This is a genomic window from uncultured Campylobacter sp. (assembly GCF_938018145.1).
In the GTDB taxonomy this organism is placed as follows: Bacteria; Campylobacterota; Campylobacteria; order Campylobacterales; family Campylobacteraceae; genus Campylobacter_A.
This window is the reverse complement of the sequence record NZ_CALIII010000301.1, coordinates 1-6,934: the sequence shown is the minus strand read 5'-3', so window position 1 is coordinate 6,934 and position 6,934 is coordinate 1. Positions and strand designations below refer to the sequence as shown.

Below are 6,934 nucleotides of genomic sequence, written 5' to 3'. Positions count from 1 at the left end.
ATGGGCAATGACGTAACTATCATGCTTTGCAGCGAGAGAGGCGAATTTGAGCTAAACGCATTTGAGCCGGGCATCGCTTACGCGCTATTTAACTCGATCTTTATCCTTGAAAACGCAATGAAAACCCTAGCCGAAAAAGCTATCAAAAAGCTAACCGCAAATCCTGAGGCATGCTTAAAATCAGTGCTTGGCTCAGTCGGTATCGTGACTGCGTTTAACCCATACATCGGCTACGAAAAATCTGCAAGCATCGCTAAAGAAGCGTTGCAAACAGGCAAAGCCGTAGGCGATATCTGCTTGGAGAGAGGATATTTGAAAAAAGAGGAGATAGACAAGATCTTAGAACCTAAAAATATGCTAAACCCTCACATGGGCAAATAATTGAGCAAAAGTCTTAAAGCGCCGAAGTCAAATTCGGCGCCTTTTAAATTTAGTAAGTAAAAAATCTAATACAAGGAGTTTTCCTATGGATATAATGCTGATTTTACAGATTATAGTCCTACTCGGAGGTATCTACCTAGGCGTTAGGCTAGGCGGTATGGGCGTGGGTTACGCCGGTGGTCTTGGCGTCGTTATTTTGGCGATGCTTGGTATGAAAGTGGATATGAAAGATATCCCGATGGACGTTATTTTAATCATCGCGTCCGTTATTTCAGCCATCACTGCGATGCAAGTCGCGGGCGGACTTGATTATTTGGTTCAGGTCGCATCTAAAATTTTGCGCAAGAACCCAAAACAAATCAACTACCTAGCGCCTATCGTTACGTATCTTCTTACGATCCTAGCAGGCACAGGTCACACTGCGTTTTCTATGATCCCTGTTATCGTAGAGGTTGCTAAAACGCAAAACATCAAACCTAGCGCGCCTCTTGCGCTTTCTGTTGTTTCATCTCAAGTAGCGATCACCGCTAGCCCTATATCTGCGGCTTTCGTTGCTATGACCGGCGTTTGCGAGCCTCTTGGCGTTAGCTATCCGATGCTACTTTTCATCTGCATATCTACTACTTTCGTAGCTATGATCATTACGGCCTTTATCGTAAATAAATTTTACGATCTTGACCTCTCAAAAGACCCTATCTATCAAGACAGACTTGCTAGAGGCGCGGTTTCGGAGATAAAAGAGGTAGAGTATCAGGCGCTAAAACCTTATGCGAAAAGATCGGTTGCGATATTTGCCGTCGGCGTTTTAGTCGTCGTTTGCTATGCGCTCGTTATTTCAAAGAGCCTTGGCATCGTGGCAAAACCTATCCTTTCTAGAGACGCTGCTATCATCAGCTTTATGCTTACTATTGGCTTCCTTATCGCTACGCTTTGTAAGGTCGACACTAGCAAATTGCTTTCAACCAGCACTTTCCAAAGCGGTATGAACGCGTGCATATGCGTCATCGGTATCGCATGGCTAGGCACTACTTTTGTAAACGGCCACATCGATAGCATCAAAGAGGTAGCTAAAAACGTCGTTACGCAGTATCCGTTTATATTAGCCGTCGCGCTATATTTCCTAAGCTGCTTGCTATACTCTCAAGCCGCAACCACTCGCGTTATGATGCCTGCGGTCGCTGCTGCGCTAGGTATGACTACGCCTGAAAACTCAGGTCAAATTTGGATCCTAGTCGCTTCATTTGCCGCTGTTTCAGGACTATTCGTACTTCCTACGTATCCTACGACTTTGGGCGCTATCGCTATGGACGATACGGGAACGACTAGAGTCGGTAAATTCGTATTTAACCACTCATTCTTCGTGCCTGGCACCATCATGGTTGCTCTTTCGGTTGCGCTAGCATTCCTCATCGCTCCTGTTCTTCTCTAAGAATTTTGAGCTAAATTTAGCCGAGACTTCGCTCTCGGCTTTTTTAAATTTAAGGACTTTTTCATGAAACGAATCGGAATTTTAGGCGGTATGGGACCGCTAGCTACGATAGATCTATACGCTAAGATCGTAGAACTCACAAACGCCGCAAAAGACCAGGACAACATCCCTATCGTGATCGATAACTATCCTCAGATCCCGGACCGCACGGCGTATATCCTGCACGGAGGCGAGGATCCGTTTCCTTTTATGAAAGAGTCCGCGACGAGGCTCAAAAACGCGGGCTGCGAGGCTATCTGCATAGCTTGCAACACGGCTCACTTTTTTGCCAAGCGCCTAACGGATGAGTGCGGCGTAAATATCCTGCACATCGCTAAAATCGCGACCGCGTCGATAAAGTCGAATTTCCCGCACGCTAAAAAGATCGCCGTCATCGCCACCACCGGCACGACCGCGGCTAAAATTTACGAAAACGAGCTGATCGCCGCAGGCCTAGAGTGCGTAAAAATCCCCGAAAATTTGATGACAAACATCATGGACTGCATTTACAAGGGCGCAAAAGCAAACAAGCTAAAAGAGTACGTTGAGCTCTTTAACGACACGATCGCGGCTATCGAGGCTGATGCGTATATCGCGGCTTGCACGGAGATACCGCTATTTTTGCCGTACGCGACGAAAAAAGATAAATTCGTAGACGCTACCCTCGAGCTTGCTAAAGCAGCCGTCAAATTCGGCCTAGAAAAATAATCAAATTTGCGTCTAATCGGCGCAAATTTACCCCCTCTTAAAACAAATTTTTATAAAATCCAAGCTAAATTTAAAGGATAAACGATGAAATTTGGCGAATTTAAAAATGCAAAAACTTTGAGCCTGGCAAGCCTGCTTTGCGAGCAAAATCCGCAGCTAGCGGAGCAGATAAAGCAAAATGAGTTTTTATATATTTCTTGCTTTGAGGATAAAATTTTAGGCACTGAAAATCTCGTTCGTTGCGAGATCGGATCGGCTAGCTACGTGCTGGCTTTGCTTTGCAAATACTCGCTTGACGCGGCTAAATTTGACGAGCAAACGCGCGAATATTTTGAGGGGCTTGACGAAGGATACCTAAGCGGCGAGTGCAACGTCGGCGAGGAGGAGTTTGAGCAGATCGCGGAGTTTTTAGAGGAGTGCGAAAATATCGTGATCGATAGCTCCTTTTTAGCTCATGCTGACGCGAAAAATATATTCGAGTTTTTGCAAATGCTCGGTAAAAACGTCGTTTTGTCTGACGCAGAGCAGGGTGAGTTTAAAACGGACGGCAAGCTAACGCCGTTAAAAGAACCTGAGAGCTTTGACGGTAGCGTCGTGTTTTTTATGGATGAGGCGGGCGGTTCAAATTTGAGCGATGAAACGAAAGAGCTAATCGGCTCGGCGTCGTTTGCTGCGGCCGCAAAGGTAAAAGACGGTGATATAGTGAGCGTGCAGGCTAATGGCGCCGACGTTGTGGCTAAATTTAAGCTAGAGCCGCAGATGAAGGGCACGGTCGCGCTTTGTAGGGCGAAATTTAGCGGATACGCCTTTAAGCTGGTTAAAATCGTAAAAACGGCACAGTAGCTAGCAATTTGGCGGATAGATTTATCTGCCGAGGCGCGCTACACTAAATTTAATCTCAAAACTCGGCGTTATAACGTCAAATTTGACTCATAGAGCATGGTTTTTGGATGGAGGGGCGGGTAAAATTTGGCTGCCGAACTAAAAAAATTAGCCCGCCAACCGCGCTCTTTAAAATCAAAATTCTATCGGTATGCCAAAGTTAAATTTAGGCTAAATAAAATTTTATCCAAATGCGCGAAATTTAGTAAAAAAATCGCCTCAAAAGCGCGTAATATTCGCTTTTATAGCGCTTTTTAAACGAAAAAGGGTATAATGGCCGCATGAGAAAATATTTTTTGCTTTTTTTACCGATTTTGGCGTTTTCTTTTAGCCTGAGCGTAAATTCGGGCGCAGAGGACGGCAGGCCATACACCGTGATAAACATCAGCGACGAGAAGGGACTCGTTTGTAAAGAGGAGATCCTCGCCTACGACCGCAAGCTGTATTTTTGCGACGTTGCCGGCGGCGCACTGCCGAAGGTCGACGATAAAATTTTAGCCCTGGCTGAAGTGAGATTTCGCGAGGAAAAGAGCGGCATGCGTATCTACGTCGTGCCGCGCGCGAGCTCGCGTTTGATCTCGTCTAGCGAGCCTCTTTACGGCGCATCCGCAGTGCCGTTTAGTAAAAACGGCGGCGCAGCCAAACGCCACGCCATCGTGATAGATCAAAATTTAAGCGAATTTAAAAAACAAACAAACGCGGGGATAAATTTCGCCCCGATATTTGAGCAGATGACCGCGCCTAGTGTCGGACCGCTCGATCTAAACAAAGCCCCGATAGAAAGCGGCGATAGCAACGACATAAATATGTACCTAGATGTGAAAAAAAGCTACGACGCCAAACGCTACGACGACACGATAGCGACGATCCAGACGGCGCTAAGGCGCTATCCAAACAGCATTTTTGCCAGCGAGTTTTTGCTATACAGACTGCGCGCTTTGGATAAAATTTTAGACTCGCAAAATAGCTTCGAAGGTCTTGGCGCGGCGGATGTCGCGAGCGAGGGGCGCGCGTGGATGAGGCGGTTCGTGTCGGACGAAAACTATCCCGAGGTGCTCTATCTAGTGACAAAAGCTTACCTTAGGCAGGAGCTCGTTAGTGACGCGAACTACACGCTAGACATTCTCATGAACGAGCATCCAAACTCAAATTTTACCAAGCTAGCCGTCCTTGAGTTTGCCGACAGGCTCTACGTCACGGGCAGGCAGGACGAGGCGGTAAAGATGTACGAGGACGTGCTGTACTCGGCGCAGACGCTAGACGTCGCTAGCCGCGCGGCTCTGAGCCTCGTGCAGGGCAGCATCGACAAGGCCAAATTTGACCGCGCCAAGGACTTTATGCTCAAAATTTTAAACAAAAATCAAGAGTACCTGCTAAACGACGCGTCCAAGCTAACGACGCTGGCTGGGGTATTTCACGAGAAAAATATGGACGATATCGCCGCGAGAATTTATGAAATTTTACTCGCCCGCTTAAACAAAAACGACGATGATTACGAAACCGTGCTAAAAAATCTAGGAATCGCGCTAACAGGCACGCCTGACACGCAAAAAGCCTACGAATACCTAAAAAGGTACCAAAGCGAGTTTGCAGACGGGCAGTATGCCGCCATCGTGCAAAATGCGCTAGATAAGCTATTTTTCGCTAGAAACGACGAGAGCAACGCGACAAAGCTACACGATCACTACGACGCGCTCATCGAAAAATACGGCAAAACGGACGTCGGCGCCAAGGCGCTAAAAGAGCAGGTCGCGCTCTATCTAAAAGAGCGCAAATTTGACTCCGTCCTGCGCTATACCCAGGCTGTGCACGATCTAAACGATACGGACGCTAGTGCGGTCTTGGATCAGGCGGCGCTAAATTTAGCGAGTGAAGCCATCCGTCAAAACGACTGTGCTACGGCTGTAAATTTGACAGAAAACTACGGCGTAGGCGAGAAAATCGGGGCTAAATTTAAGCTCTTTGACTGCTATATGCGCCTCTCTCGTTTCGCCGCCGCGCACGAGCTCGCCTCGCAAAATATCTCGACGCCCGACATGCTCGACCGCGTGGAGTGGCTCATCAAACTAGCCTCCGTTTTGATAAAGACGCAGAAGTATAACGACGCCTTGCGCGTGGCCGACGAGGCGCTGGCTATCGCGTCTAGGCAGGAGTACGCCGACGTCTCGCCCGTGCTTTTTTATAGATTTGAGGCGCTGATGGGGCTAGGTAGGCTCACCGACGCCGCCGCGACGATAACGGCCGTCGAGACGCTACGCAAAAACGACTTTAAGGTCATCGAACTCTACGACCGCATGGCTGAGGCGACGTACGGCGCGAACGACTTTTTAAACGCGTCGGTTTACGCTAAAAAGGCGATCGACCTACAAAAACGCCTACATATCGCCACTTTTAGCCCGAAAATCGACTTTGAGTACATCGGCTCGCTAAGTAAGCTAGATAGACTAGGCGAGGCTTTGCAAGCCGCGCGAGAACTCGTAGATACGCGCCTAGATCCCGAAAACAGGCTGCGCGCGCTAGCTCAGATCTCGGAAATCTACATCAAACTAAAACGCGAAAGCGAAGCAAAGCCGTATCTGCAGGAGTGCGTCGGCTCAAATTTGCAAAGCTCATGGAAGGCCATCTGCGCCGAGCAGATGAAGCTCGTAGAATAATTTATCCTTTTGCTTTTTAAACCCGCTCAAATTTAGCCGGGAAGCTCGGGTTAAATTTGAGTCTGATCGCCGTAAATAGGCGGTACGCTTTTAACCATTGCGCTAGGCCTTAGCTCGTGCGGGACGCGGCGCTATCTTTTTATCCGCAGATATTTTACGGCAAACGGGTCAAATTTAAGTTGATTTTCTTTGTCATTGCTTGATTAAATTTGCCAAGCGGCGGCAAAACGTAAAATTTTCAAAATGCGGCTATGTCTTTGAAACCAAATTTAATCCCCAAATTTAGGCGCTTTACTACGTCAAGTTTGATATAATTTCTAAAATAAGCGCTTGCAAAAGGAGCTAGCCGTGAACGCAAAATTTCAAGCCGAGATGAAAGAGCTGGACGAGAAATTTGCCGCAATCTCTGAGGATGCAAAAAGGCGGTATGATAGGCATAGGTTTATCAGGCGGGCGACTATGACGTACTGGTCGTCGACGTTTGCCGTTTTTTATCTTTTTTCGATCCTAGCGTCGTATATGGAGTCGTTTTTTATAAGCAACGGCATAGAATTGCCACCTGAAATTTTTAGCTATATTCGGGACGCTGTGATGATAGTTGCGCCTATTTTCTGGACGATTTATGTTTTAAAACGAGATAAAACCAAGCGATACAGCTATCTTTTCGTGAGGGATCAGTGGGATAGCTTCCTGGCTTTTAGGATAGAAAATTTTGCCAGCATAGTCCTGATTTTATATCCGATTTTGCTTATTATCGGGTCGTTTTTTGTGAAGGATAGCGGCAGCGGATATGCCGCTTATGGATTTTTATACGGCTTTGCCGTAGCTCCGATTTGCTTGC

5 protein-coding genes and 1 pseudogene are annotated in these 6,934 nt (G+C 47.1%); all 6 read left to right on the top strand.

Annotated elements, in window-relative coordinates; translation table 11 throughout:
• Positions 1–381 (top strand): annotated as a pseudogene (locus tag Q0338_RS07090) (aspartate ammonia-lyase); the annotation flags it as partial.
• Positions 382–466: 85 nt separating this feature from the next.
• The gene (locus Q0338_RS07085; RefSeq protein WP_298086142.1) at positions 467–1,810 is read left to right on the top strand and encodes an anaerobic C4-dicarboxylate transporter; all 1,344 of its coding nucleotides are present in this window, start codon (positions 467–469) and stop codon (positions 1,808–1,810) included.
• A 63-nt stretch (positions 1,811–1,873) separates the two neighbouring features.
• Positions 1,874–2,557 (top strand): amino acid racemase, encoded by a 684-nt coding sequence (locus Q0338_RS07080; protein WP_298086141.1) that lies wholly within the window; start codon positions 1,874–1,876, stop codon positions 2,555–2,557.
• Between the two features lie 84 nt (positions 2,558–2,641).
• The gene (locus tag Q0338_RS07075) at positions 2,642–3,400 is read left to right on the top strand and encodes a hypothetical protein (protein WP_298086140.1); all 759 of its coding nucleotides are present in this window, start codon (positions 2,642–2,644) and stop codon (positions 3,398–3,400) included.
• Positions 3,401–3,720: 320 nt separating this feature from the next.
• Positions 3,721–6,093 carry a hypothetical protein gene (locus Q0338_RS07070; RefSeq protein ID WP_298086139.1) on the top strand — a complete coding sequence of 791 codons (2,373 nt, stop codon included), beginning with the start codon at positions 3,721–3,723 and terminating at the stop codon, positions 6,091–6,093.
• A 348-nt stretch (positions 6,094–6,441) separates the two neighbouring features.
• The coding region (locus Q0338_RS07065; RefSeq protein ID WP_298086138.1) for a hypothetical protein at positions 6,442–6,934 on the top strand (493 nt) is incomplete at its 3' end.

Bases quoted from the DNA above. Each gene is read 5' to 3' on its own strand.
- Q0338_RS07085 (WP_298086142.1), top strand. From the start codon at position 467: ATGGATATAATGCTGATTTTACAGATTATAGTCCTACTCGGAGGTATC.
- Q0338_RS07080 (WP_298086141.1), top strand. From the start codon at position 1,874: ATGAAACGAATCGGAATTTTAGGCGGTATGGGACCGCTAGCTACGATA.
- Q0338_RS07075 (WP_298086140.1), top strand. From the start codon at position 2,642: ATGAAATTTGGCGAATTTAAAAATGCAAAAACTTTGAGCCTGGCAAGC.
- Q0338_RS07070 (WP_298086139.1), top strand. From the start codon at position 3,721: ATGAGAAAATATTTTTTGCTTTTTTTACCGATTTTGGCGTTTTCTTTT.